Source organism: Robiginitalea sp. SC105, assembly GCF_014243345.1.
GTDB lineage: Bacteria > Bacteroidota > Bacteroidia > Flavobacteriales > Flavobacteriaceae > Robiginitalea.
On the sequence record NZ_JACLZF010000002.1, the window covers coordinates 1,331,738 to 1,355,028 of the forward strand.

Consider the following 23,291-nt stretch of genomic DNA (forward strand, 5'->3'; position numbering starts at 1 on the left):
AATGTCCGGAATTCTGGAATTACTCAACAGCCCAATGGGCAAACAACTGATCGAAGGCATATCCCAGGAGTCGGGGGAACCCGAGGAGGATACTGCCGATGTGCTCAGCATGGCCATGCCTTTGCTGTTGGGGGCCATGAAAAAGAATGCCTCCTCGCCGGAAGGTGCCAAAGGGCTCATGGATGCCCTGTCCTCGAAGCACACAGGGGGGATCCTGGAGGATCTGGGCGGACTATTCGGCGGTGGCCTGGACACCAGCGTGAAACAGGACGGTGCCGGTATCCTCCGGCATGTACTGGGAGGGAAACAGCCGGCAGTGGAAAGCGCACTCAGTCAAAAATCTGGCATGGACCCCGCTGCCATTGCCAGCATCCTGCAGATGGCTGCTCCCATCATCCTGGGCTTTCTGGGGCGACAAAAAGCGCAAAGCAACGTCTCAGATGCCGGAGGGCTCAACACGCTGCTCGGCAGCATGCTGGGGGGACAGCCCCACCGGAACCAGAGCCTGATCGAAAGCCTGATCGATACGGACGGGGATGGCAGTGTTCTGGATGACGTGGCCGACATGGTACTGGGCAGTAAACAATCGAAAAAAGGAGGACTGGGCGGCCTGCTCGGGGGTCTTTTTGGAAAATAGCCCTGCCTTTAGGAAATTTTAACGGGACCGCCGGAATACCTCCGGCGGTTTTTTGTTATCTTCTACTAAAACGCCCATATGAAATTGATTATACAATCACTTGCGATTGGCCTGTTCATTGTATTGATTGCCAGCTGTTCCGCTCAGGATGGAATTTCTCTTAAGCCTGAAGAAAGGGAGGTCTTCTCCCAAACCGAACCAGACAGCGTCCGGATCGCGGATACCGAATCCAAATACGAGATCATCATTATCGAGCCGGGGTTTTACAACTGGCTGGTCAGCATTGCAAAACCGGAGGGCTATTATTCCCAGACATATCTCGAAAACCGCAACCAACTCTATGTCACCAACTGGAACCAAAGGGCCCTGCAGCCTGCAGACTTTGGAGGGGGTGACCTGTATATTTTCCCGATAGACTACGACCCGCAGGTAGACTATGGCTATGAGGTGAATTATAAACTATTCAACTACTTTATCTACTTCCAGCGGAAGTACAAACAGCGGCTGGGCCCATGGTTGCCCAGGATATAATAATTATCTTTGCGGCCATTTCCATTGGGCATGAAAAAATTAAAGCAGCGTTGGGGAATTGCATCCAACTTTCAGTTGGCAGTGATTTTATTCGTTTTCGCAATTACCGGGTCGGCATCGGTCTGGGTGGCAAAACCTTTTCTTCACTGGATTGGCCTGGATGCCCTAAGGGATGGCAGCGGGGCCTGGCAACCCGTGGCATACTGGATATTGCGGCTGCTGCTGATTTTTCCCTTCTACCAGGTATTGCTGGTTGCTTTCGGCTGGCTTTTCGGCCAGTTCCGGTTTTTCTGGAATTTCGAGAAAAAGATGCTTACCCGCCTCGGCCTGGGATTTCTGATATCCTGAAAAGCGCGCAGTCTTCCGGCACGAAAATTTCGGACAGGGAGCAGGTCGCGATCCTTCCAGGCGGGAACCCCCGGATCAGGAAATTATGAATTCATTAACAGGATGGATTCCCGCTACTTAGTTAAATTTGCTGCACAATGAACAGGCTTAGATATTCCATTTCGTTACTATTTCTGGGGATTCTGGTGGTTGCCCAGATTTCGGCCGTTCATGTTTTCTCCCACGAGGACGCAAATGCAACCTCAGTTCAGGAATGTTCATGGTGTAAAATGATCGTGTTGGGCCAACAGGTTGCATTCGACGGCCCGGAGGAACAAGTGCTTCAGCCCTTCGTTCCCATCCCCTTCCAGGGAAATGAACTGACTGGGGTAAATGACTCAGGCGTCCTGCAGTTCCTTCAATTCTCCTTTTTCTCGAGGCCTCCCCCATCAATGTGCTAGATCGTCTTTTTTATGCTGTAATAATTGCAGCAATGACCTAGTTCACAATGATTTATGAGAAATATATTTTTAGTCTTCCTGATTCTTGCTTTGGGACTTCCGACGGGTGTGTCCTCCCAGGATTGTCGTTTGGCGCTGCAGGGTTCCGTTATCGATTTTCACGATAAAAGCCCGCTTGTTGGTGCTACCCTGGTGCTACTCAACACGGATAAGGCCACGGTATCCGATATCGACGGCACTTACCGTTTCACAGGGCTTTGCCCCGGTGACTACGAGATAGAAATTTCCCATCCGGAATGCCGCACCACCCTCTACCCGCTGACCTTGTCGTCAGACACCAACTTCGATTTCAAACTCGAGCACCACGTAGAACTCCTGGAAGAGGTAGATGTGATCGGGGATGCGATCATGGATAAAACAAATTCCGCCCAGGAGGTCACCCTGGAAAAGAATGTGCTGGAACGCTTCAGTTCCGCTTCCTTGGGCGACGCCCTCAAGGAATTAAATGGGGTATCCTCCCTGAATACCGGTGCCAATATTGTTAAACCGGTTATTCACGGGTTAAATGGCAGCCGTGTGCTTATCCTGAACGACGGGGTACGGATGCAGGACATGGAATGGGGGGACGAACACGCCCCGAACGTAGACATTAATGCTGCAGGGTCCGTCTCTGTCATTAAGGGTGCGTCGGCCCTGCAGTTTGGTGGCGATGCCATCGGGGGCGTCGTGGTGATGGAACCCGAACGCGTCCGTGCCACCGATAGCCTGTACGGCCAAACCCTACTCAGCGGGGTAACCAATGGCAGGGGGGGCACCCTGGCCTCTTCCCTGACGCGGAGTTTCGAAAGTGGCTGGTTCGTGCGCGGGCAGGGGTCGTTGAAAATCCTCGGGGACCAGGAGGCCCCTGACTATGTGCTGTCAAATACCGGGATGCGGGAACGGGCAGGCTATTTTCAATTCGGGAATCAGCAGTTGGAGTGGGGGTTCAATGCGCGTTATTCCATTTACCAATCGGATATCGCCATTCTCAGGGCCTCCCACATCGGTAATGTGGACGACCTGATCCGCAGTATCAACAGCGGGCAGCCATTGATAATCAGGCCCTTTACCTATGATCTTGATTCGCCCCGGCAGGAAGTCACCCACCACCTGGGCAAAGTCGAATTTTACCGGAGGTTCGAAGGGGTTGGCAAATGGCAGCTGCAATACGATTTTCAGGACAACCGCAGGTTTGAATACGACGTACGTGTAGGTGATGACCGGGGCACGCCATCCATCGACCTGAACCTGACAACCCATACCTTCTCAACGGATTTCAAATGGGATGCCAGCACGCGGTATGAGCTGCACACAGGTCTGGTGATGCGCTACCAGGACAACTTTGCGAATCCCGCCACCGGGGTGCGCCGGCTTATTCCGGATTATGAAAAGTACGACCTGGGTGGGTTTCTGATTGGCGAATTGCGGCTAAACAGCAAATGGATCCTGGACAGTGGGGTCCGATACGATTTTTCGAGGATCGATGCACAAAAATTCTATCAGAACTCCCGTTGGGAAGAAAGGGGTTATGATGAGGATTTCCAGCAATTCGTAAAAGAGGACCTTGGGACGCAATTGCTGACAAACCCCGTGTTTGATTACCACAACATCTCCCTTTCCGTGGGAACGAAATACGACTGGGACCTGCGTCATTCGCTGCGAATCAATTATGCACTTTCCCAGCGGGCACCGAACCCGTCCGAACTTTTCAGCGACGGACTGCACCATTCGGCGGCCCGTATCGAACTGGGCGACCTCCGGATCGGGAGCGAAAGTTCGCATAAATTTGCTGCTTCCTTTGAATACCGTAAGGATGACTGGGGGCTCCTCCTCGAGCCCTATGCCAATTTTATCAACGATTTTATCCTGCTGGAACCCACCGGGGTGGAATTCACCATCCGTGGTGCCTTTCCCGTTTGGGAATACCGGTCCACCAACGCATACCTCCTGGGGATGGACGGATCGGGCTACGTGAACTGGTCTGACTCCTTCCGGAGCGACCTCGGATTTGCCATGGTCAAGGGAAAGGACACTTCAAGGGACCAGGCCCTGATCAATATCCCCCCTGCTAATTTCTGGCACCGGCTGAATTTCTTCAGGGACGACTGGAATGGGTTTGAATTTTCGGTGCGGGGCGACTGGGTCCTGCGGCAAAACGAATTCCCCCCCAACATCTTCGTGTTTTCTCCGGAGCAACAGCAGGAGGTGCTTCTTGAAATCAATACGCCTCCCCGGGGCTACCTGATTTTTGGGTTTCGGACACAGATGGAGTTTGACCTTGGAAATGCCTCCCTGCTAACGACCTCATTGTCCGCCAGCAATATTTTTAACAGCCGGTACCGCGATTACCTGAATCGCCAACGATTTTTTGCCGACAATGTCGGCCGGAATATTATGCTCCAGGTCAAATTGAATTATTAACGCAAATTTTTAATCCCTTTTAATCATGAAAAAGATTCAATCCATTGTTTTGTTACTAGCGATCTCCTTGTTCCTTTCTTCTTGTTCAAATGATGATGGTGCTCCGGAACCCGTCAATGAAGAAGAGATCATCACTACGGTAACGGTTACTCTTGTCCCGCAGGGAGGGGGCAGTACAATTGTTCTTGAATCCAGGGATCTCGATGGTGACGGGCCCAATGCGCCCGAGGTTACCGCATCCGGAAACCTGGCGGCAAATGCGGTTTACGACGGTTCCATCGTTTTGCTCAATGAAACCGAAACACCTGCTGAAAACATCACCACCGAAGTAGCGGCAGAAGCCGCTGAGCACCAGTTTATCTTCGGCACCTCCGGAAGTATTGCATCCGTTTCCTATGCGGACCAGGACGAAAACGGAAACCCCGTAGGGATTTTATTCGAACTGGCAACGGGTGTGGCGGGGAATGGCACCTTATCGGTTACCCTGCGCCATGAGCCATTGAAACCCAACGACGGAACGCTTGCAGGTGCAGGAGGGGAAACCGATGTGGCGCAAACCTTTGCCGTAACTGTAGAATAGGTACCCCCCTACAGCATTTTACGATTTGCCCCGTCGGATCAGGTAGGTATAAATCCACATCAGCGTAAAGGACGGGATGATATCCGTGCCGGGCAACAATTCTTCGGCAAAAGCGATAAACCCTGCGGCCCGGCCGGCAACACCCGCATACAATCGGGTCATCAGCCAGCCGGCCACGGGTGCCCAGATGAGGTCCAGCGCCGGGCCCAGCCCGGGCAACAGGTAGGAAAGCATGCCGATTCCGTCGAAGAGCAGCCCCAGCAGGAGTTTGTTCCTTTTTCCTTCCATGAGCGTTTTCATAAGCGGAGGGGATTCAGTGTAGTTCCGAGCTGATGAGCTTAAGGAACTCGTTCCGGGTTTCGATTTTCTCGAATTGCCCCCGGAAACCCGAGGTGGTGGTGACAGAGTTTTGCTTCTGTACCCCGCGCATCATCATGCACATATGGGCGGCTTCGATTACCACGGCAACCCCTTTTGGCTTCAGGGTGGTGTTGATGCACTCCAGGATATCGTCCGTAAGGCGTTCCTGCACCTGCAACCTGCGGGCAAACACATCAACTACCCGCGGGATCTTGCTCAATCCCACAATATGACCATCCGGGATATAGGCGACATGGGCCTTGCCAAAAAACGGGAGCATGTGGTGTTCGCACAGGGAATACACCTCAATATCCTTGATGAGCACCATTTCACTGTAGGATTCCCGGAACATGGCGCCTTTCAGGATTTCGACGGCATCCTGCCGGTACCCTTGCGTGAGGAACAACATGGCCTTGGCGGCGCGTTCCGGGGTCTTTACAAGGCCTTCCCGATCCGGTTCCTCCCCGATTTCGGTGAGGATTCGCCGATAGTGGTCCATCACTTCGCGGGTGACTTCGATATTGTATTCTTCCAGGTGGCGGTAGGGCATCGCGTGAATTTTTTTTAAAGATGGTAAAAAAAAACCGGTTTTTGGTCCATTCGACCGTTGCGACGAGCTTCCGGGATTTTGTGGATTCTCCCCGAATGGTTACTTTCAGCCCCCGGAAGTATACAGTATGATCAGCGCAAGGAACATCCACAAATTTTACGGCAACCTGGAGGTCCTCAAAGGGGTTGACCTTGAAATCGAAAAGGCGGAGATCGTTTCGGTTGTGGGGCCATCCGGAGCCGGAAAAACCACGCTGCTGCAGCTGCTCGGGACCCTGGATCTTCCGGCTTCCGGGTACGACACCCGGATTTCCATAGCGGGCCAGGACATCACCGGCCTTGGCGAAAAGCAAATGGCCCGTTTCCGCAATGAGCAAATCGGTTTTATTTTCCAGTTTCACCAGCTGCTGCCGGAATTTACAGCTTTGGAAAATGTCTGCATCCCCGCATTTATCCGCAACACCGACCGAAAGGAGGCTGAGGCTCAGGCCAGGGAACTGATGGATTTCCTGGGATTGTCTCACCGGGTCGGGCACAAACCTTCCCAGCTTTCGGGCGGGGAGCAGCAACGGGTAGCCGTAGCCCGGGCGCTTATCAACAAACCGGCCGTGGTCCTGGCCGACGAACCGAGCGGCAATCTGGATTCGGCCAGCGCCGACCGGCTGCACCAATTGTTCTTTGAGCTGCGGGATACCTACGGGCAGACATTTGTCATTGTCACGCATAATGAAGAACTGGCCGGCATGGCAGACCGTATGCTGACCATGGTGGACGGGCAAATCGAAACATAGCCGCCCTGGCAATCCTGTCTAATCCGAAAGCACTGGGACAATGACCCTGAACGAGAAACGCGAATTCCTGGATGCCAAGGTCCGCTATTACCAACGGCCGGAATTCCTGGAATCCGACCCCATCCAGATCCCCCATGCATTCGACCGGAAGGAAGACATAGAAATCTCGGGGTTCCTGGCAGCCACCATTGCCTGGGGAAACCGCAAGAGCATCATTCGCAGCGGCGGCCTCCTCATGGAGCTGATGGGGAATTCCCCCCTGGATTTTGTGCTTCAGGCTAAGGAAGCGGACTTCAGGAACCTGCAGGGGTTCGTGCACCGGACTTTCAATGCCGCCGACCTGAAAACCTTTATCCTTTGCCTCAGGCATGTTTACCAAAACCATGGGGGGCTGGAAAGCCTGTTTACCCGGTATGCCTCTCTGGGCATGCAGCCTGCCATCGGAAAGGTCCGGGAACATTTTTTTGAGATCCCCCATGCAGCGCGTACCCGGAAGCATTTCTCGGACCCCGGGCGCGGATCGGCTGCCAAACGGCTGAACATGTTCCTGCGCTGGATGGTGCGCCCCCCGGAAGCCGGTGTGGATTTTGGCCTCTGGGATTCCATCAGCCCTTCCCTCCTCTCCTGCCCCCTGGACGTCCACAGCGGCAAGGTGGCCCGCGCGCTGGGGTTGCTCAAGCGGAAGCAGAACGACGCAAAAGCCGTAGCGGAACTGGATCGTTCCCTGCGGAAGCTGGACCCGGCGGACCCTGTTAAATACGACTTTGCCCTTTTTGGCCTGGGGGTATTCGAAGGCTTCCCGTCAACCCGCAAAGACCCGGACCGATAGCTGTGACCCGCAGCAGGCACTCCTTAAAGGACAAAATCACTGCAACCTGGAAGGGCTTGCAGAAATGACCGGTTTATCCCCCGAACCCATAGTCCTGGGGGATGTCCAGCGGGATGGTACGCCCCCCTTCACGGATGGAGCGGTAGATGGCCTCCACAATGATCATATCGCGTTTCCCCATTTCTCCCGGGGCCCGGTTGGGGGCTCCTTCCAGTACATGGAGCGCAAAATCGTCCATCTGCAGCTTTTGCTGGGATTCGTGCGGGAACTGGATGGGCCCGGAGGACGTCCGACCACTCAGCGGGCCGTAGTTGTTTGCGGGGTTCAATTCAAACCAGCCCGAGTCGCAGGAGGCGTATAACCGGTTGGCGTTGGCGTTGTGGGAGGTCATTACCGAGCCTACAATTCCCCCGGGGAATGTCAGCTGTGCCAGGATCGTCTCATCGGTATCCTTGAAATAATCGGGGCGGGTGCTGAATTCCTGGGCGCTGACTGCAACCGGGTTCTTCCCGCAGCCGTAGATACAGCTCTGGACGGCGTAGACCCCCATGTTCATGAGGGCGCCCCCACCGGAAAGCGCTTTGTTCAGTCGCCACTGGTCGGGGTTCCCCCTGGAAATATAGGCGGCCTCCCCCATGACGTAACGAACGTCCCCGAAAGTCTTTTCCCGCACCAGGCGTTTGATTTCCTGTGTATAGGGCTCTGAATGCAACCGGTATCCCATGCCCAGTTTCACACCTGCCTTCCTGCAGGCCTCGATAATCGCATCGCATTCCGCCACACTGATGCCCATCGGCTTTTCACAGATTACATGTTTCCCGGCCTGGGCAGCCCGGATGGCATACTCCGCATGCATACTATTGGGCAGGACCACATAAACGGCATCCACGGAGGCATCGTTGGCGATCTGGTCAAAAGTCTCGTAGTTATAGACGTGTGACTCTTCAATATCGTATTTCTGCATCCAGGTCCTGGCCTTGGAAGGGGTACCCGTCACGATGCCCGCCAGGTGGCAATGCTGCGTTTGTTCCAGGGCGGGTGCCAGCTGGTTGGTGCTGTAGCTTCCCAACCCCACCAGGGCAATCCCGAGGCTTTGCTGGCTTCTGGCTGCGGGGCCCATGGCACAGTTAAGGGGCAGGCTTCCCAAAAAGACGGTTCCGGCTACGCCCTGGGAGACCTTATTGCTGAAGGATCGGCGGCTCATTTTTTCCATTGGTGACATTTTTCCTAAAGGTAAGAAACAACCGGCGAATCCACCCGGTATTTGCAAACCCGGAAATATACCCGGTATTTGCCCGGGACTTTTCCAAAAAGCCTTATTTTTAGTTCGCTAATTCAAAGACGACATGATCAAAAACTACTGCCTCCTCCTATTACTCCTCCTTCCGGGCCTTTCCGCACAGGCACAGCAACGCAAGCTGCCCATCGATACCACGGTGGTCACCCAGCACAGCGTGACCATCAACGGGGAAAACATTTCATACACCGCCGAAACAGGCACCCAGCCAGTCTGGAACAAAACCGGCGAACCCGTGGCTTCCCTCCACTATACCTATTATACACGCAACAACGTCCGCGACCGGGCATCCCGGCCCCTGCTGATCTCCTTCAACGGAGGTCCAGGATCCGGTTCGGTCTGGATGCACCTGGCCTACACGGGCCCGAGGGTCCTGAAAATCGATGACGAGGGATATCCCGTGCAGCCCTATGGCGTGGATTCGAACCCGAACTCCGTCCTGGATGTCACCGATATCGTCTATGTCAACCCGGCCAATACCGGCTATTCCCGTACGATCCCGGAGGAAGGCAAGGAAGTGGACCGGGACATGTTCTTTGGCATCAATGCCGACATCACCTACCTGGCGGAATGGCTCAATACCTTCGTAACCCGTCACAACCGCTGGCGATCCCCCAAATACATTATCGGGGAGAGTTACGGGGGGACCCGGGTAATGGGGCTTTCACTGGCCCTGCAAAACCAGCAATGGATGTACCTGAACGGGGTGATCATGGTTTCTCCGGCCGATTACAAGGTAATCCGTGTGGGCGGTCCGGTCAGCAGTGCCCTGAACCTCCCGTATTATACTGCTGCGGCCTGGCACCACAAGGCCCTGCCGCCAGCCCTGCAGCAAAAAGACCTGCTGGAAATCCTGCCGGAATCCGAGGCATTCACCATTGACAAGCTGATCCCGGCAATCGCAAAGGGCGGGTTTATCAACCCTTCGGAGCGTGAGGCCATCGCCGAGCGGATGTCCTATTACTCCGGCCTGGACAAAAAGGACATCCTGGACATGAACCTGGATGTCCCCACCTCCTTTTTCTGGAAAGCGCTGCTCCGGGAACAGGGCGGCTATACGGTGGGGAGGCTCGACAGCCGCTACCTGGGGATGGACAAGATGCTGGCCGGGATGCGGCCGGATTACAATTCCGAGCTCACATCATGGCTCCACAGCTTTACGCCGGCCATCAATTACTACCTTCAGGAAGAGCTGAACTTTAAAACGGATATCAAGTACAACATGTTTGGCCCGGTCCATCCCTGGAACAACGAGGATGACAACACGCGGGACGATCTCAGGCAGGCCATGGCACAGAACCCCTACCTGAACGTATTGGTGCAATCGGGCTATTACGACGGGGCCACCACCTATTTCAATGCGAAATACACCATGTGGCAGGTAGACCCCAGCGGCCGGATGAAGGACAGGTTCGAATTCAAGGGATACCGCAGCGGCCATATGATGTATCTGCGGAGGGAAGACCTCAAACAGGCCAATGACGACCTAAGGGCCTTTATCCAAAGGACACAGGCCAATGGGAAAAGTGCGAAATATTGATCCTGCCATCAAAAATGACCGTTTAATCCAGGTGGCAAGCAACGCACAGCCTGCGGGCAGCAAGCAACGCACAGCCTGATAATAACCCACGGTAACCAGTAAAATAAACAGTCCATGAAAACATTGATGTATTGCCTGCTGGCGGGTTTCGGCCTTGCCCAGGGCTTCGCCCAGGAAATTCCCCCGGCGGAATGGCAAATCGAGACCGCCCTGATGGCGGTCCCATCGGATTACAAAGAAGGTGCGACGGTGTACGGGTACGACCCGGCCGGGGCACTGGTGACCCTCCGGCAGGGAAGTAACGATTATATCGCCCTGGCCGATGACCCCGGGGATGACCGGTTTTCAACAGCCGCCTACCACAAAGACCTGGACCCGTTTATGGCCCGGGGCAGGGAACTGCGCCAGCAGGGAAAGGACGGAAAGGAAATTTTTGACATCCGCGAAGCGGAGGTAAAGGCCGGGACACTGCCCATGCCGGACAAGGCCACACTTTGTGTCTTTACCGGTACGGTGGCTGAAGGGTCCGGGGAAATCCAGGATGGCTATGTGCGTTATGTCTTTTACATGCCTTATGCCACCGGGGCGTCTACCGGGTTGCCCACAACCCCTACCCCGCCAGGCCACGCCTGGCTGATGGACCCGGGAACGCACCGCGCCCATATCATGATCACCCCCCCGAAAAACGAATAATCCCTGGTACTGCCAACACAGGCATACACGGGCATGAAACGCTAATGGGGACCCGGTGAGCCCATCGGATACCCGAAACCTAATCCAGTTAAAATGCATATCCATTATCCGACCCGCCGATTGTTTTTTTCCCTTCTGACTATCCTGGGGCTCCAGAATGGGCTCGCCCAGGACTGGCCAGACCTGGAACATTTCAGGGAGGCCAATGAGGCCCTGCCGCCCCCTGGTCCGGATGAAGACCGGGTGGTCTTTATGGGGAATTCGATCACCATTGGCTGGCTGCATGCCGTGCCCGAGTTTTTCGAGAACAAACCCTATGTGAACCGGGGAATCAGTGGCCAGACCACCCCCCAGATGCTGCTGCGTTTCCGGCAGGACGTACTGGACCTGAACCCCAAAGTAGTCGTGATCCTTGCGGGAACGAATGACATTGCGGGGAATACCGGACCCATGACGTTGCAGCAGATACTGGACAACCTCAAATCCATGGCCGAACTGGCCCTGGCCAACGGGGTGGAACCCGTACTTTCGTCCGTGCTTCCGGCTTACGATTACCCCTGGAGGCCCGGTTTGGAGCCCAACGTGAAAATCCCCAGGCTCAATGCCATGATCAAGAACTACGCCGACCTGTCCGGAATCGTCTACCTGGATTATTTCTCGGTAATGGCAGATTCGCGGAACGGACTGGACAAAACCCTGGCAACCGACGAGGTCCATCCCACCGTCAAGGGCTACCAGATCATGGGACCCCTGGTGGAAGCCGCCATCGACAAGGCCCTGGCCAGAAGGGCCGGCCGCTAGGCCGAAGCCGATCCAACACCAGCCAAGGCAATAACAGAAAGGCCCGTGCGGGCCCACCGGAAGAAACCATCGCATGGAACGACCCCTGGTCAGTATTCTGATGCCATTCAAGAACACGGCCCGATTCCTGGAGGAATGCCTGGCCTCCATCCGCGCGCAGGACTACGGCAACTGGGAACTCCTGGCGGTAGATGACCACTCCACGGATACCAGCCGGCAAATCCTGGAAAAAGTAGCTGGGGAAGACGGCAGGGTACGGGTCACGGACAACCCGGGATCCGGCATCATACCAGCGCTCAGGCAGGCCTATGCAGCGAGCTCAGGCGCCCTTGTAACCCGGATGGACTCGGACGACCGGATGGCCGTAAACCGGCTCAGTACCATGGCCGGACAGCTGCAACAGTCCGGACCCGGCCACCTGGCCCTGGGGCTGGTGCGCTATTTTTCAAACCGGGGCATTTCGGACGGATATGCGCGCTATGAGTCCTGGCTCAACGGCCTGACGCGGGAAGGGGCGAATTTTTCAGAGATCTATAAAGAATGCGTGATCCCTTCCCCCTGCTGGATGGTCTGGCGGGATGACCTGGAACGGTGCGGCGCCTTCCGCCCGGACCGCTACCCGGAGGATTACGACCTGGCTTTTCGATTTTACAGGGAGGGGCTCACCTGCCTGCCGGTTTCCGATGTCCTGTTGTTCTGGAGGGACTACAACGAGCGAACTTCCAGGAACTCCGAGCACTACGCCCAGAACTATTTCCTGGAGATCAAAACCCACTATTTCCTCTCCCTGGACCGGGACGCTGACCGCCCGTTAATCGTTTGGGGGGCTGGATTCAAAGGAAAAAAAGTGGCCCGCCTCCTCAAAAGGGCGGGACAACCCTTTCGCTGGGTGTGCGACAACCCCAGGAAGATTGGAAAACGCATTTACGGGATACGACTCGAGGATTACCGGGTCCTGCCGGGCATCAAAAACCCACAGAGCATCATTACCGTTGCCAACCAACTGGCGCAGAAGGAAATCCGTGCCTACCTGCAGGATCACCTGAAAACTCCGGGGGAAAGCACCTTCTTTTTCTGCTGAATGCCCTCCCCACAGGCTATGGGTTTTTATCAATAGTTTAGGGATCCCCCGGGGCGGGGGACCACGCGAATTGGCTATATTTGGGCAATCAATTACCACTATGCTGCTGAAGTATCCGGAAATGCTATGGGGTCTGCTCCTGCTGATCATCCCGATCCTGATACACCTGCTGCGACTCCGCCGTTACCGCAAAACCGCCTTTACCAATGTCCGCCTCCTCCAGCGCCTGGTTGTGGAGGCCAACCGCAGCAGCGAGATCAAAAAATGGCTGCTCCTGATTTGCCGGCTCGGCCTGGTGGGGGCCCTGGTTCTGGCCTTTGCCCAACCCTTTTTTGCCCGGGAAGATGCCGGAGAGGAAAGGGAAATCACCCTCTATATTGATAATTCCTTCAGCATGCAGGCCCCGGAAGAACGGGCCAGCCTGCTTCAAAACGCGGTGCAGGACCTGCTGCAGCAGCTGCCTGCCGATTTTGAGTGCGCTTTGCTGACAAACACCGAGCAGTTCAGCAGGCGCAGCCTGGGATCGCTGAGGGAATCCCTGCTGGGCCTCTCCTTTACCTACCAGCAGGTGGATGCCACCTCGATTTTGCTCCAGGCCAGGGACCTGTTTTCACGGGATGAAAATCCCATCCGCGAATTGTGGATGATCTCGGACTTCCAGGATCCCGGTCTCGCAATCTCCGATACCACCGGGATGCCACGTATCCACGTGCTTCCCGTGAGACCTGAAAACCGCTACAACCTGTCTGTAGATACTGCATTTGTCCGAAGCCGGAGTGCTGAAATTGTAGAGCTGGAGGTCGGGGTTTCTCTTGATGACACGACGCGTAACAAACCCCTGTCCCTGTTTAACGGGGATACCCTGCTGGCAAAAAGCGCACCAGAAATCGGGGAGGATGGCCGGGCCACCGCGGTATTCAGCCTCCCGGTTGAACAATCTGTCCAGGGATCCATCCGGGTGCTGGACGAAGGCCTGGAATACGACAACAACCTGTATTTCAACCTGGACCGCCCCCCGAAGATCCGTGTGTTCAGCCTGGGTCCGGGCCCCTGGGACTACCTGCGACGGATTTACACGGAAGATGAGTTTGAATTCCAGTGGAGCCGGATGCAGGAAGCAGACTACGCCGTGCTGGAGTCCCAGCACCTGATCATACTCAACGAGGTTGCGGATATCCCCCAACCCCTTGCGCGATTGCTGGTAACCTTTGTTCGGGAAGGCGGGAACCTGTTGGTAATCCCCGCAGAGGAACTGTCGCCCGCCAACTACAATGTGCTGCTCAGGCCGCTGGGCATGGGGATCCAGTCCCGGGAAAGCAACCGGAATCTCATCACGGATATCTCCTTTGGGCACCCCCTGTACCAGGATGTCTTTGAAGGGGAAATCACCAATTTCGAATATCCTTCCGTCGGCAGCTATTATACCCTTTTGGAAGCAGGTGCCCCGGTGCTCGGATTCCAGAATGGGGCCCCCTTCCTGTCGGCCAATGCAAGCTGCTACCTGTTTACGGCGGCACTGAACCCGGGGAACAGCAATTTCCGTCAATCCCCCCTGATCGTCCCCACACTTTACGCAATTGGAAAAAGCAGCCTGCCCTATCCGGATTTGTATTATACCATCGGCACGCCTTCTGAGATGGAACTGGACCAGCGCCTGGATGAAGACCGAATTTTTACACTCAGGGGCCCCGACTATGAATTCATCCCGCGCCAACAGGCGTTTGCCCGCAAAACAAGGTTGCTTTTCGGGGACGAGCCCAGGGTGGACGGGAATTTTACCGTATTCCAGGACGACAACCCCGGACCCATGGTGAGTTTCAATTACCCGAGGACTGAAAGCCAGGGACTCTACCCTCCGCCGGAGTTTCCCGATTTCGTAACCGTGCATGAGGACTCAGAGGCGCTGGTTGCCCGTTACCAAAATGATACCCGTATAACGGCACTTTGGAAATGGTTTGTTATTTTAGCGCTGTTATTCGTCCTGGCAGAAGCGATTCTCCAAAAAACCATTCGATGACCCTACTCCTAAAATCGGCTATCCTCCTGGATGCAAGCCAACCCGGCCTAAACCGGAAAAAAAGGGATATCCTCATTGAGAATGGCCGGATCAGCAAGATTGCCTCCCGGATCGACCCCCCTGCCAAATGCCGTTCGATTTCCCTGCCCAACCTACATGTATCCCGGGGCTGGTTTGACACAAGCGTGAGTTTTGGGGAACCCGGTTTTGAAGAGCGTGAGACCATCTCAAATGGATTGGCCGTTGCGGCTGCTTCCGGATTTACGGGGATCGTACTGAATTCAAACACCCGGCCGGTACCGGATACCAGTGGGGACATTGTGTTTTTGCGGGAAGCCTCCAGGAACTCGGTCACCGAGCTTTTCCCGATGGGGGCGCTCAGCATGGGTGCCGGAGGTGAAGACCTGGCAGAACTCTTCGATATGCACGGGGCCGGTGCCGTTGCCTTCAGCGATTACAAACACGCCATTTCCAACCCAAACCTGCTCAAACTCGCCCTCCTGTATGCCCAGGGATTCAACGGCCTGGTCCACTCCTTCCCGCTGGATGGGCACCTGGGCCGTAACGGACAGATGCACGAAGGGGAGGTTTCCGTACGGCTTGGCCTGAGGGGTATCCCGGACCTCGCGGAAGAATTACAGGTAGTTCGGGACCTGGCCATCCTGCAATATACAGGCGGAAGCCTGCACATACCGCTGGTTTCTTCGGCCCGATCCGTGGCCCTGATCGCAGATGCCAAGAAAAAAGGCCTGGATGTCACCTGCAGCGTCGCGGTTCACAACCTCTACTATACCGACAGGGAACTGGAGTCTTTTGACAGTGTGTACAAGGTGCTGCCGCCCCTTCGAACGCCGCGAGACACCAAGGCCCTTCAAAAGGCGCTTCAGGACGGAACCATCGATTTTGTGACCACGGACCACAGCCCGATAGACATTGAGGAAAAACGGCTGGAATTCGATCGGGCTGCCTTTGGGACCCTGGGGCTGGAATCCGCCTTTGGCATCCTGAACCGCCTGTTCGGGACGGACCAGGCCGTGGCCCTGCTCACCAAGGGCCGGGGCCGCTTCGGTATCCCGCAACCCGGGCTGCGGGAAGGGGAACGGGCCCTGCTTACCCTGTTTGACCCGGACCTGGAATACCGCCTGGACGAATCGGACCTCCAATCGACTTCCAAAAACTCCATGTTCCTGGGCGCGAAATTGCTTGGGAAAGCCTATGGGGTGGTTGTCGGAGGCAAAACCAACCTGTAGATGCAAAATCCCCCTGCCCCTGCGAAGACCATCGCGGTAATCGCCTACCTTACCCTGGTGGGTGCCCTGATTGCCATCACCATGAATGCCGAACCGAAATATGCCTTCGGGCGCTTCCACGCACGTCAGGCTTTTGGACTACATGTGGCATTTATCCTGAGTGCGCTGGTCGTGAGCCTGGTTTTTGAACTTTTTGCCGGAATGCCCTTTTTGATTTTTTACTCTGTCTGGCTGGGGCTCTACGCCGGGTATTTCGTGCTCTGGATTTATGGTTTCACCGGGGCCTTGCAGGGAAGGCAGCGACTCGTACCTTTGGTAGGATCGGCTTTCCAGCGCTGGTTTACATTTATTTCCTGATACCATGAAAACAAAATCCCTGAACCTGGAACACCTTGTGCGGCCTGCGGCCTCCTCCGACAAGCCTGCCCCGGCCCTGTTCATGTTGCATGGATACGGCAGCAACGAGGAAGACCTGTTTTCGTTTGCAAATGACCTGCCCGAAGACCTCTGCATTCTCTCCCTCCAGGCACCTTATGACCTGGAACCATTCGGCCACGCCTGGTATGCCATCGACTTTTCCGCGGAGCGGGGAAAATGGAACGATATCGAGCAGGCTGTAAAGTCCCGGGAGGCTGTCATGAAATTCATCGCCTCAGCCATCCCTGCCTACGGCCTGGATGCGGGTCGTGTCAATCTGTTGGGCTTTAGCCAGGGCACCATCCTCAGCTACGCCCTGGCCCTCTCCTACCCCGCAAACTTTAAAAATGTGGTCGGTCTGAGCGGCTACATCGTCCCGGAGATGCTGGTGCCGGACTACAAAGACAAGGATCACAGCCACCTGCAGGTATACGCCTCACACGGCCAGCTGGACATGGTCATCCCGCCGGCATGGGCCCAACAGGTTCCCGGATTCCTGGATGCCCTGCAAATTGACAACACCTTCGAGGAATTTCCCGTGGGCCACGGCGTTAGTCCGGATAATTTCCGGTCCTTCCGCAAGTGGCTCACCGGGCGCTACTGATCGCTGCGGGTATACAAAAAGTGGTCGAGGACCGTAAAATCGATCCCCAGGTCGTCCTTCAGGTAGTATTCGATAAGGAGTTCCCCCCAGAATTTCCCATCCGAAAAATCGGCCAGGATCCAGCGGTGGTTGAGCACCTTGATCTTATTGATTTTGAAATCATTTTCCATCCCCTCGTAGGGAACCAACGGATTGTCCCCCCTGGGTTCATTGGTTTCCAGTAATTTATCCGCAATATACCGCGCCGGGTCGGAGAGCTCCAGGTGGTCGTAATAGGCCAGGGCATCGTCGTTGTTCTCCAGGCTGAAATACTGCATGTCCAGTACCTCCAGGCGGGAGGCTTCAAGGGAATCCTCCAATTGGGTTACCCGTGTTTCCAGGGAACGGTTTTCGGCCACGCTGCTCGCCAGCCTCCGATTCCCGCTGAAGGCCAGGTACAGCGCTATCAGTGCGGCAAACAGGAACAGGTAGAGGTAGATCTTCTTTTGCATGAGTCAGAGGTTAAGGGTAAGGTTGTCGTATGCCAGGAAAACATTTTCGGGCAGGCGGGACTCCACTTCGGCGTGAAAGCCGAGCCGGTGGCTGATATGTGTCAGGTAAGCAGTTTCCGGGCCTACCCGGTTGATAAATTCCAGGGCTTCCTCAAGGTTGAAATGGGAGTGGTGCGCCTCTTCCCGCAGCGCGTTGACCACCAAGACCCGTACGCCCTCAAGACGGTTTGCCTCTTCCTTCTCGATCGATTTGACGTCGGTGAGGTAGGCAAAATCCCCGAACCGGTACCCGAAAACCTGCAGGCGGTTATGCAGGGCATCCACCGGGGTTACCCAATGGGATCCCAACCGGAAGGCACGGCCCTTCTCCACCGTGTTGACGGCCACGGATGGTGCTCCGGGATACCGGTTTTCATCGGTAAAGATGTAGTCAAACCGGCGCTGGAGGGAGGCAACCACCCGGGGGTGCGCATGGATGGGGATGTCCCCCTGCCGGAAGAAAAACGGGCGGATATCGTCCATCCCGGCCGTATGGTCGGCGTGTTCGTGCGTGAATACGATGGCGTCGAGCCGGTTTACATTGTGGGTGAGCATCTGCTGACGGAAATCCGGGCCGCAGTCCACCACGCAGTTGTAGCCGTCGTCATAGGTGACCATTACAGAAACCCTCAGGCGCTTATCCCTGGGGTCCTCACTCAGGCAAACCGGGTCAGTACTCCCGATAACGGGGATTCCCTGGGAAGTTCCGGTGCCTAAAAAGGTAATCTTCAACCGAGCTGTTGTTTGCTTCAAATTTATAACTAATTTATTACTTGGAATGCGCCATCTTTTTATCTTTGTTTGTCGAAAGCGACCCCTATGGCCACTGTTGAGAAGAATGAATTCGCATTTGAGAATATCCCCTCCATCAAAGCCAAAACGCTTCGGATCAATCTCAACCCGGACATTTACGGAACTTTTGCCGAGATCGGTGCAGGTCAGGAAACCGCGCGCCACTTTTTCCGCGCAGGAGGTGCCTCCGGCACCATCGCCAAGGCGATGAGCGCTTATGACAAGGCATTCAGCGATGCGATCTACGGGCTGGAGGAAGACGGCCGGTATGTGACGCAGAGCCGCCTTAAAAAAATGCTCTCCCATGAAATGAAGCTCATGGAGGAGCGCATCAGCCGGGACCGCCACCCCGACCGCCTCTTTTTTTCCTATGCCAACACCGTGGCGACCATCGATTTTTCAAAGCGCTACAAAGGCCATGGCTGGGTGGGGATTCGCTTCCAGCTGGACCCCAAGCAGAAGGAATTCGACGAGATCATCCTGCATATCCGCTTTAAGCAGAACGAGGCACGGCTGCAGCAGGAAACCCTGGGGATCGTCGGGGTAAACCTCATATACGGGGCCTTTTACAAACACCACAAGCCGCGCAAACTGCTAAAGTACCTCTACGACCACATCGACAAGGACACCCTCGAAATCGATATGGTCAATTTCAGCGGGCCCAGCTTCAACCATGTGGACAACCGGCTCATGAGCCTGCAGCTGATCAAGAACGACATGACCGACGCGGTGATGTTCGGGGCGGATGGGAACAACCTGCTGCCGGCTGCCGTACTCTACAAGAAAAATATCCTGGCGCTGCGCGGAAGCTTCCGGCCCGTGACCAAGGTGAATATGGATATGTTCCAGAAATCCTACGACATCTTTATCCGGGAGCAGACCGTGGAGCAGGAAAACGCCATTGTCATCTTCGAGATCACCCTGTCCAACCTGAGGTCCTCGGGAGAAATCGACGAGCAGGATTTCATGGACCGGGCAGAACTCCTGTGTTCCCTGGGCCATATGGTGATGATTTCAAAATTTTCCGAGTACTACAAACTGGTGGAGTATTTCAACAACTACACCAAGAACCGGATCGGGCTGACCATGGGGGTCAACAACCTGATCGACATCTTCGACGAGAAATACTACCGCCACCTGAGCGGGGGAATCCTCGAGGCATTCGGCAAATTGTTCTTCAAGGACCTGAAGGTCTACCTCTACCCGATGAAAAACCCGGATACCGGGCAGATCATGACCAGCAACAACATCAAAGTGCACCCGCGGATGAAGGAACTCTATAAGTTCTTCAAGTACAACGGGAAGGTCATGGACATCATCGATTACGACCCGGACATCCTGCATATCTTCTCCAGGGAGGTATTCAAGCGGATTGTGAATGATGAAGAGGGTTGGGAGGAAATGCTGCCTGAAGGGATTGCCGAAACGATCAAGGAAAAGCAACTGTTCCTGCCGCAAAAACAGTCGGCGGAGAAAGCAAAATAAAAAAGGCCGGTCTTTCGACCAGCCCTTCTTCCGGATTAATATCCTGTTCTTATCGATTTGTTATTCAAGGATCTGCGCTGCGTGGTCCTTGGTTTTGACCTTGTCAATCACCCGGTCTACCCTGCCGTCTTCGGAGATGACAAAGGTTTTCCGGTGGATCCCGTCGTATTCGCGGCCCATGAATTTTTTTGGTCCCCATACCCCGAATGCCTTGATCACGGTATGGTCCTCGTCCGCTATCAGGGGAAAGGGGAAATCGTATTTATCCCGGAAACTCGCCTGCTTTTTGGGAGAATCCGCGCTCACCCCCACCAGGGCATATCCCGCCTCCTGGAGTTCGGCATAGTGGTCACGTAGGTTGCAGGCCTCGGCCGTGCACCCGGGTGTATTCGCCTTCGGGTAAAAGAAGACTACCCATTTCTGCCCCTTGTAGTCGGATGTGGAAATCGGGTTTCCGTCCTGATCCACAGCTTCAAATTCCGGTACTTTGTCCCCGGCTTGTAAGGTTTTCATATTGTATCTTTGTATGTTTATTTATTTTGTATCAAAGTTAAACATAAATGACCAGAAAAGAAAAGGCGGCCTTTGTCGTCGAAACGCTGGAATCGATCTACCCGGAAGTGCCCGTCCCCCTGGAGCACCAGGATCCGTACACCCTGCTGATTGCGGTGCTGCTCTCGGCCCAGAGTACGGATGTCCGGGTCAACCAGACCACCCCCCTGCTCTTCGGCCGGGCCGACAATCCCGGGGATATGGTAAAACTGGAAGTGGATGAGATCCGGGAAATCATCCGTCCCGTTGGCTTGTCCCCTACCAAGGCAAAGGCCATCCGACGGTTGTCGGAAATCCTCCTCAGCGAACACGGCGGGAGGGTGCCCAAGGACATCGAGGCCCTGGAACGCCTGCCCGGCGTGGGCCATAAAACGGCCAGCGTGGTGGTGTCCCAGGCATTCGGGATCCCGGCATTCCCGGTAGACACCCATATCCACCGGCTGATGTACCGCTGGGGCCTGTCCACCGGCAAAAATGTCGTACAAACCGAGAAGGATGCCAAGCGGCTGTTCCCCAAAGAGTTATGGAACAAATTGCACCTGCAGATTATCTGGTACGGGAGGGAATACTGCCCGGCAAGGGGCTGGGACCTGGAACGGGACCCTATTACAAAAAGGATCGGGCGCAAATCGGTGCTCCGCTCCCAGGAAGGCAAAAAAAAGACCCGCCGAAGCGGGTCCTGAAATTTTTAATTCAAATTCGATTCGAATTTGAACCCTTGGTAACCCATCACATGCAGCGATCGGGAATAATGCATCAGAAAGGAAATCGTATCCTTTTTTACCCGAACGAGCTTACATGCATCGGCCTGTTTTGTGTAAATTTTTTCCATATGCTTAGAGTTCGTTACACTGTAATAACGCAACCCTTATGGAAATATTGCTCGCCCGTAAAAGTGTGGGATCCTAGTTGGTCAGTACTATCTTGTTTTTCTGAATGATCTTGCGGAGATTGATCAGTGCATAGCGCATCCGGCCAAGGGCCGTGTTGATGCTTACCCCTGTGCACTCGGAGATTTCCTTGAAACTCATATCCTTGTAGATACGCATGATGAGCACCTCCCGCTGGTCGTCCGGCAGCTCATCGATCAGCAGGCTCAGGTCGCTGTCGATCTGGTCCTTGATCAGTTGTTTTTCGATATTCGGCTTGTCGTCCCCGATCACTGAAAAGATGTTGAAATCCTCGCCGCCTTCAAACTTGGGCATGCGTTTGTTCTTCCGGAAATGGTCGATGATCAGGTTGTGGGCAATCCGCATTACCCAGGGCAGGAATTTGCCTTCCTCGCTGTAGTTGCCACGCTTGAGGGTTTTGATCACCTTAATAAAGGTATCCTGGAAGATATCTTCGGTGACATCCCGATCCAGCACCTTGGAATAGATAAAGCTGGTGATGCGTTGGTTGTGCCTGTTTATCAGGATTTCGAGGGAGCGCTCATCACCGCTGATATAATCCCTCACCAGGGCTGAGTCGTCGATCTGTAGTTCCATAGAGCGTACATTTGGTTTATTTACAGGGCCTTTTGCAGGACATCTGAAAGTTGGTTACCGATTGGGTTTGGGTGTCTGTCTCTCAAACACATTTTAAAAGTAGCCAAAGACCCTGCCTGTGGAAAAACTATGTTGTAAAAGGGCGGATTCTTGATGTAAAAGGCGGGATTTGCCGATTTAGCCCCAAAATGTGCCCCGCTGGAAGTGGTTGGGAAGGTTCCTGTAGGAATATACCTATAAATAAAAAGGCCCCGGATAGGGGCCCATTTATATGTGCTATGTTGCGAATCTAGTTCAGGTTATTCTCAAATTCCATCCCCCGCGAAGAAACGATGGACAGCGATTTGGAATAATCCAGCAGAAAACGCACGGTTTCTTCCGAGGAGGATACGAGTTTGCAGTTTTGTTTGGCAGGGTAGAGTTGATCCATATATTTCAATGTTTGCTCTAATTAACGCAAACATCCACAAGACAATGGTTTCAACTCGACCTAAGGCCCATTAATTCGTTAAAACAATGTTGTTCTGCTCGATCAGCTTTCTCAGATTGATCAGCGCATAGCGCATCCGGCCCAGGGCTGTATTGATACTCACACCGGTATTCTCAGCTATTTCCTTGAAACTCATGTCCTGGTACATCCGCATCTGGAGCACTACCTGCTGATCTTCGGGCAATTCCGCGATCAGGTCCGAAATGTCCGATTGGATCTGATCCTGTATCAATTGTTTCTCCGCATTGAGGCGGTCGTCCTGCATGATGGAAAAGATGCTGAATTCCGGGCTGCCTTCATAACGCGGCATCCTGTTGCTCTTGCGGTAGTGGTCTATGACCAGGTTGTGCGCTATGCGCATCACCCAGGGCAGGAATTTACCCTCCTCGTTATACTTGCCAAGTTTCAGGGTCCGGATGACCTTGATAAAGGTATCCTGGAAAAGGTCCTCGGTAATTTCCCGATCGTAGACTTTGGAATATATAAAGGATGAAATCCGCTGGTTGTGGCGGTTGATTAAAATTTCGAGGGAGCGCTCATCACCGCTCAGATAATTGCGAATCAGGGTAGAATCTTCTGCCTGTAGTTCCATACAACTTACTTTTTTGGTCATTCCGTCTGGCGGCGGAGGCCGCAACAGTCGGGATTTGGGTTACATTTTCAAAAAAGTAATGGTGTTGTATAGGCAGCGTTTTGTGGTGATTTACCTACCAAATATAGAAAAAAATAT

At 54.4% G+C, this 23,291-nt stretch carries 26 protein-coding genes; 17 read left to right on the plus strand and 9 right to left on the minus strand.

The window, feature by feature from the left end; translation table 11 throughout:
* Position 1: 1 nt before the first annotated feature.
* The 5 genes from H7F20_RS14965 (at position 2) to H7F20_RS14985 (ending at position 4,996) form a co-directional block, all read left to right on the plus strand.
* A complete protein-coding gene (locus H7F20_RS14965; protein WP_185786969.1) occupies positions 2–637 on the plus strand; it encodes a DUF937 domain-containing protein in 636 nt (211 codons plus the stop codon).
* 78 nt (positions 638–715) lie between these two features.
* A complete protein-coding gene (locus tag H7F20_RS14970) occupies positions 716–1,168 on the plus strand; it encodes a DUF6146 family protein (RefSeq protein ID WP_185786970.1) in 453 nt (150 codons plus the stop codon).
* 30 nt (positions 1,169–1,198) lie between these two features.
* Entirely contained in the window at positions 1,199–1,516 is a 318-nt protein-coding gene (locus H7F20_RS14975; protein ID WP_185786971.1) for a DUF6787 family protein, read from the plus strand.
* 494 nt (positions 1,517–2,010) lie between these two features.
* A complete protein-coding gene (locus H7F20_RS14980) occupies positions 2,011–4,416 on the plus strand; it encodes a TonB-dependent receptor domain-containing protein (protein WP_185786972.1) in 2,406 nt (801 codons plus the stop codon).
* A gap of 25 nt (positions 4,417–4,441) precedes the next feature.
* Positions 4,442–4,996 carry a type 1 periplasmic binding fold superfamily protein gene (locus tag H7F20_RS14985; protein ID WP_185786973.1) on the plus strand — a complete coding sequence of 185 codons (555 nt, stop codon included), beginning with the start codon at positions 4,442–4,444 and terminating at the stop codon, positions 4,994–4,996.
* A gap of 18 nt (positions 4,997–5,014) precedes the next feature.
* Here H7F20_RS14985 and H7F20_RS14990 read toward each other — a convergent pair whose 3' ends face one another.
* Together H7F20_RS14990 and folE are read right to left on the minus strand one after the other, a co-directional pair.
* Positions 5,015–5,296 (minus strand): hypothetical protein, encoded by a 282-nt coding sequence (locus H7F20_RS14990; RefSeq protein ID WP_185786974.1) that lies wholly within the window; start codon positions 5,294–5,296, stop codon positions 5,015–5,017.
* A 13-nt stretch (positions 5,297–5,309) separates the two neighbouring features.
* Positions 5,310–5,906, minus strand: coding sequence for a GTP cyclohydrolase I FolE (folE, locus tag H7F20_RS14995; protein WP_185786975.1), 597 nt, complete (start codon positions 5,904–5,906; stop codon positions 5,310–5,312).
* Between the two features lie 127 nt (positions 5,907–6,033).
* Here folE and H7F20_RS15000 point away from each other — a divergent pair, with 127 nt between their 5' ends.
* Together H7F20_RS15000 and H7F20_RS15005 are read left to right on the plus strand one after the other, a co-directional pair.
* Complete coding sequence (locus H7F20_RS15000) at positions 6,034–6,696, plus strand: ABC transporter ATP-binding protein (RefSeq protein WP_185786976.1); 663 nt, start codon at positions 6,034–6,036, stop codon at positions 6,694–6,696.
* 40 nt (positions 6,697–6,736) lie between these two features.
* On the plus strand, positions 6,737–7,525 hold the full coding sequence (locus H7F20_RS15005; protein ID WP_185786977.1) for a TIGR02757 family protein: 789 nt from the start codon (positions 6,737–6,739) through the stop codon (positions 7,523–7,525).
* A 73-nt stretch (positions 7,526–7,598) separates the two neighbouring features.
* Here the strand turns inward: H7F20_RS15005 and H7F20_RS15010 are convergent, their stop codons facing one another.
* Positions 7,599–8,738 (minus strand): Gfo/Idh/MocA family protein, encoded by a 1,140-nt coding sequence (locus H7F20_RS15010; protein ID WP_185786978.1) that lies wholly within the window; start codon positions 8,736–8,738, stop codon positions 7,599–7,601.
* A 133-nt stretch (positions 8,739–8,871) separates the two neighbouring features.
* Between H7F20_RS15010 and H7F20_RS15015 the strand changes: the two genes are divergently transcribed.
* The 8 genes from H7F20_RS15015 (at position 8,872) to H7F20_RS15050 (ending at position 17,225) form a co-directional block, all read left to right on the plus strand.
* The gene (locus H7F20_RS15015; protein ID WP_185786979.1) at positions 8,872–10,362 is read left to right on the plus strand and encodes a S10 family peptidase; all 1,491 of its coding nucleotides are present in this window, start codon (positions 8,872–8,874) and stop codon (positions 10,360–10,362) included.
* 114 nt (positions 10,363–10,476) lie between these two features.
* The gene (locus H7F20_RS15020; RefSeq protein WP_185786980.1) at positions 10,477–11,055 is read left to right on the plus strand and encodes a hypothetical protein; all 579 of its coding nucleotides are present in this window, start codon (positions 10,477–10,479) and stop codon (positions 11,053–11,055) included.
* A gap of 93 nt (positions 11,056–11,148) precedes the next feature.
* Positions 11,149–11,856, plus strand: a complete 708-nt coding sequence (locus H7F20_RS15025) for an SGNH/GDSL hydrolase family protein (RefSeq protein WP_185786981.1) — start codon at positions 11,149–11,151, stop codon at positions 11,854–11,856.
* A 73-nt stretch (positions 11,857–11,929) separates the two neighbouring features.
* Positions 11,930–12,937 (plus strand): glycosyltransferase family 2 protein, encoded by a 1,008-nt coding sequence (locus H7F20_RS15030; protein WP_185786982.1) that lies wholly within the window; start codon positions 11,930–11,932, stop codon positions 12,935–12,937.
* Positions 12,938–13,037: 100 nt separating this feature from the next.
* A complete protein-coding gene (locus H7F20_RS15035) occupies positions 13,038–14,954 on the plus strand; it encodes a BatA domain-containing protein (protein WP_185786983.1) in 1,917 nt (638 codons plus the stop codon).
* Positions 14,951–16,204: a dihydroorotase family protein gene (locus H7F20_RS15040; protein ID WP_185786984.1), complete on the plus strand. Its 1,254-nt coding sequence runs from the start codon at positions 14,951–14,953 to the stop codon at positions 16,202–16,204. The genes H7F20_RS15035 and H7F20_RS15040 overlap by 4 nt, the downstream gene beginning before the upstream one ends.
* Complete coding sequence (locus H7F20_RS15045; RefSeq protein WP_185786985.1) at positions 16,205–16,561, plus strand: hypothetical protein; 357 nt, start codon at positions 16,205–16,207, stop codon at positions 16,559–16,561.
* Between the two features lie 4 nt (positions 16,562–16,565).
* Complete coding sequence (locus H7F20_RS15050) at positions 16,566–17,225, plus strand: alpha/beta hydrolase (RefSeq protein ID WP_185786986.1); 660 nt, start codon at positions 16,566–16,568, stop codon at positions 17,223–17,225.
* On the opposite strand, the gene H7F20_RS15055 is transcribed toward H7F20_RS15050, so the two are convergent.
* Together H7F20_RS15055 and H7F20_RS15060 are read right to left on the minus strand one after the other, a co-directional pair.
* Positions 17,219–17,716 carry a hydrolase gene (locus tag H7F20_RS15055; protein WP_185786987.1) on the minus strand — a complete coding sequence of 166 codons (498 nt, stop codon included), beginning with the start codon at positions 17,714–17,716 and terminating at the stop codon, positions 17,219–17,221. The genes H7F20_RS15050 and H7F20_RS15055 overlap by 7 nt on opposite strands.
* 3 nt (positions 17,717–17,719) lie before the next feature.
* Positions 17,720–18,487, minus strand: a complete 768-nt coding sequence (locus H7F20_RS15060; RefSeq protein ID WP_185786988.1) for an MBL fold metallo-hydrolase — start codon at positions 18,485–18,487, stop codon at positions 17,720–17,722.
* Positions 18,488–18,574: 87 nt separating this feature from the next.
* Here H7F20_RS15060 and H7F20_RS15065 point away from each other — a divergent pair, with 87 nt between their 5' ends.
* Positions 18,575–20,032, plus strand: coding sequence for a TonB-dependent receptor (locus H7F20_RS15065; RefSeq protein ID WP_185786989.1), 1,458 nt, complete (start codon positions 18,575–18,577; stop codon positions 20,030–20,032).
* Positions 20,033–20,092: 60 nt separating this feature from the next.
* On the opposite strand, the gene bcp is transcribed toward H7F20_RS15065, so the two are convergent.
* Entirely contained in the window at positions 20,093–20,545 is a 453-nt protein-coding gene (bcp, locus tag H7F20_RS15070; RefSeq protein ID WP_185786990.1) for a thioredoxin-dependent thiol peroxidase, read from the minus strand.
* 47 nt (positions 20,546–20,592) lie between these two features.
* On the opposite strand from bcp, the gene nth reads away from it, so the two are divergent.
* Entirely contained in the window at positions 20,593–21,267 is a 675-nt protein-coding gene (gene nth / locus H7F20_RS15075) for an endonuclease III (protein WP_185786991.1), read from the plus strand.
* Between the two features lie 222 nt (positions 21,268–21,489).
* Here nth and H7F20_RS15080 read toward each other — a convergent pair whose 3' ends face one another.
* The 3 genes from H7F20_RS15080 to H7F20_RS15090 all read right to left on the minus strand — a co-directional run bounded on the left by H7F20_RS15080 (position 21,490) and on the right by H7F20_RS15090 (position 23,153).
* Positions 21,490–22,071 (minus strand): sigma-70 family RNA polymerase sigma factor, encoded by a 582-nt coding sequence (locus H7F20_RS15080; protein WP_185786992.1) that lies wholly within the window; start codon positions 22,069–22,071, stop codon positions 21,490–21,492.
* A 289-nt stretch (positions 22,072–22,360) separates the two neighbouring features.
* Complete coding sequence (locus tag H7F20_RS15085) at positions 22,361–22,501, minus strand: hypothetical protein (protein ID WP_185786993.1); 141 nt, start codon at positions 22,499–22,501, stop codon at positions 22,361–22,363.
* 70 nt (positions 22,502–22,571) lie between these two features.
* Positions 22,572–23,153, minus strand: coding sequence for an RNA polymerase sigma factor (locus H7F20_RS15090; protein WP_185786994.1), 582 nt, complete (start codon positions 23,151–23,153; stop codon positions 22,572–22,574).
* Positions 23,154–23,291 lie beyond the last annotated feature (138 nt).